At 64.5% G+C, this 2,837-nt stretch carries 2 protein-coding genes and 1 pseudogene; 1 reads left to right on the top strand and 2 read right to left on the bottom strand.

Annotated features, from left to right (window positions below):
* Positions 1 to 692: 692 nt before the first annotated feature.
* Together KME79_RS47725 and KME79_RS44215 are read right to left on the bottom strand one after the other, a co-directional pair.
* Positions 693 to 861 (bottom strand): annotated as a pseudogene (locus KME79_RS47725) (transposase); the annotation flags it as partial.
* Between the two features lie 423 nt (positions 862 to 1,284).
* Positions 1,285 to 1,752 (bottom strand): hypothetical protein, encoded by a 468-nt coding sequence (locus tag KME79_RS44215; protein ID WP_219552649.1) that lies wholly within the window; start codon positions 1,750 to 1,752, stop codon positions 1,285 to 1,287.
* A 503-nt stretch (positions 1,753 to 2,255) separates the two neighbouring features.
* Between KME79_RS44215 and KME79_RS44220 the strand changes: the two genes are divergently transcribed.
* Positions 2,256 to 2,531, top strand: a complete 276-nt coding sequence (locus KME79_RS44220) for a hypothetical protein (RefSeq protein ID WP_219552651.1) — start codon at positions 2,256 to 2,258, stop codon at positions 2,529 to 2,531.
* Positions 2,532 to 2,837 lie beyond the last annotated feature (306 nt).

A 2,837-nucleotide genomic window follows, 5' to 3' on the forward strand; every position in this document is an offset into this window, starting at 1 on the left:
CCTCGTCGAATCCGAGCCGGGGTTGTTCGCTCAGCCGCGTCCGTAGCTCCGCTACGAGTCACTTGACCAGCCCGCCTCACCCAATCGCAACGGCGAAAGGGGCATCAACTATCGAACCGCCCTCTCAGATCGCCAGTGTTGGTCCTGATAGTCGCGGTCACCTAAGGCTCGTAGTGCATGGAGCACGTCTTCGCGTCGCTCTGGCCACCGAACCCGCTGTTCGCCCAGATGTCCTTCCTCCACGGGAGCCAAGCTACTTGGGACTTGTCGACGTCCCGTCGTTGTGGGCGTGGTGGTCGGCGGTGAGGGCCCGGCAGATCACATCCGACAGGTGCCGTTTCAGGACGCGGAAGCCGCCTTCGGTGGTGTCTCGGGTGGTTGGCTGGCGTCGCTTCCCTAAGGCTCAGGCGCCTGCGTGGCAGCGAGCTTGGGTGATGGCGATGCGATGCACTGAGATCATCCCGTCGGCCCCGTACGGACCTGCCGCGAGAGCATCCCGGAGCCGGAGAGCATGCGCCAAAGGCATCCATGGCACCCTGCACAGCATGGTGACGAGCAACCAAGCCTCAGAGAACCACATCAGGTTGGAGGTGCGGCCCGCGCTCGGGGATGTGGAGCTGCACGAGTTGTTCGACGCGTCGTGGCCTGATCATCGCCCTGCTTCGTTCTCGGGGATGCTGGCCCACAGTCTCTGCGGGTGTTGACCCGCTCGCTGCTGACCTCGCCGTAGCCGGCGCCGCACAGCTGCTCGACCTCGGCATCCATCATCCGCTGGGCGAACTCGCGGATCATCGTCCGGAGCAGGTCCGGGCTCGCCGCGGCGAGGGTGTCTTCCAAGTACTCCCCGGCAGCGGGCACAATGTCATTGACGGCCACTTCGTCCCCTTCGTGTTGATATGAGCGAATCGAAGGATTACGGAGTGGCCGTCTCTTGTCACATGGATCTTTCCCGCACCACAGCAGGGCTAGATCACCCGCACACCATCTCCCTGGACGTGAACAGGGTGGCACGCGGGGGACTCGGGGGGTCGTCCCCCCGACCAGCACAAGAGCCCCGCGAAGCTGGCCCGAAGGGACGGCGAGCAGAGCTCTCCGAGAGAGCGGGTGACGGGAATCGAACCCGCGCTGTCAGCTTGGGAACTCTTTCAAGATCATGGCCTCTGAGCAGGGGAAACGCTGACTTGGGCATATGCCGGTCGAGTGACCGTGAGTCCCCGTGATGCCCCGCTGATCGCTGTGAGAACGGGCACGCAGCGGGCACGCCGGCGACATCGCTGCCCAGCCCTAATCGATGAGCTTCCACCCCTGGTTCTGAGCTCTGATCAGCTCTCCGATGAGGCCGCGGGCATTGGAGTCCTGTTCCGCGATCACCTCCAAGGTGCCAATGGCTTGTCCCACTCGTTCGACGATCGCTGTGATGACATCGATCGTCTCTCCCTCATGATCGGTGTACGACTCGAAGCCTGGTTCAGGCTGAAAACATCCCCACCAGTCGAGCAGGACACAAAGAGCGGTCTGCCTCGGCGGCCCAGGATGCTCGGTGATGATTTCCAGTAACACGTCGGTGCCTGCGACGGCTGCTGGATAGAGCGTCCCTGCGTGGTCATTTCCTACTGCTGATCGAATGCCGTGCCCTTGATCCAGGTCATTACAAGTGCTCCTGAGCAAGGTGGCGATGGCTTCCGCGACAGTCTCAGGCTGGTACCCCCTCGGTCCTGGGATCGCCGCCCAATCCACGGTCTGAGAGCTCATGGGGGCAGCGTACGTCACGCCCGAATTGGCAACTCCTTGAGCGGTAGAGGCCGAACCGTCGCTGTCAGCTTGGGAACTGCACGGACCACCGCACGTGAGGGCTCTGAGCTGGGCGGAAACCCGGTCACGAGTGACCGTGATTGACCCCTCGTTACCCTGTCTAATTGCACGCTAATTGCACGGCGATCAGCCGGCGACCTGGTGTTTCTCGCGCGACGCGCGCACCTTGCCCGCCTGATCATCCCGTCTGCCGTCGACCCGCCCGCAGGGGAAGCGGGCCAGGGCCAGGGGGTCAAGGTGGAGCGCCCCACTGGACGAACGACCTTGACCCCCTGGCCCTGGTCTGCTCGGCTTGTCCCGGGTCGATGGCAGACGGGGGATCAGGCTTCCACCTCAGCCACCTACGGCCGCCCCCGCCCAATAGCGCGTCGATCATCCCGGAGCCGGAGCGCCCCCGCCGGAGGCATATTGTCCGGCAACTCATTCTCGGGGATGATCACCTGATGCACGGAGACGAGACGCTGGTCCGAAATCTGGCCGGGCTGGTTGTAGATCTGGCGTGGTTCCTGGAATCAGCGGATGACACGGTTGTCGATCCTGATGACGCGCTGGAGCAGTTGGAGTGGATGAGCCACAGGTTCAGCCAGTTGCCGGCCGAGGATCGATTCAGGTTGATCGCACTGATCCGCGAGAGGGTGGAGTCGGAGTCTGAGCCCGAGTTTCGCGAGTTCCTGAAGACGTTCCCAGAGGCTACCGGGCTGCTCGACGCAGACGACTGACCTGGTCATGCGGCGGTGCGGCGTTCGGTCGGCGCGTTCGGTGCGTGCGGTGTGACAGGGATACGGTGCCCGGCCCGGTGTCCCGCCGCCGTCCGGGACCGGCCTCCAGGCCGCACGCCCGGACGGCGGGCGGGCGGAGGGCCGGCGGTACGGCGGCGCGCCGCGCCGCCGCTTGATACCTAAGAGGGCGGTTCGATAGTTGATGCCCCTTTCGCCGTTGCGATTGGGTGAGGCGGGCTGGTCAAGTGACTCGTAGCGGAGCTACGGACGCGGCTGAGCGAACAACCCCGGCTCGGATTCGACGAG

The sequence above is a fragment of the Nonomuraea harbinensis genome, from assembly GCF_019396385.1.
In the GTDB taxonomy this organism is placed as follows: Bacteria; Actinomycetota; Actinomycetes; order Streptosporangiales; family Streptosporangiaceae; genus Nonomuraea; species Nonomuraea ferruginea.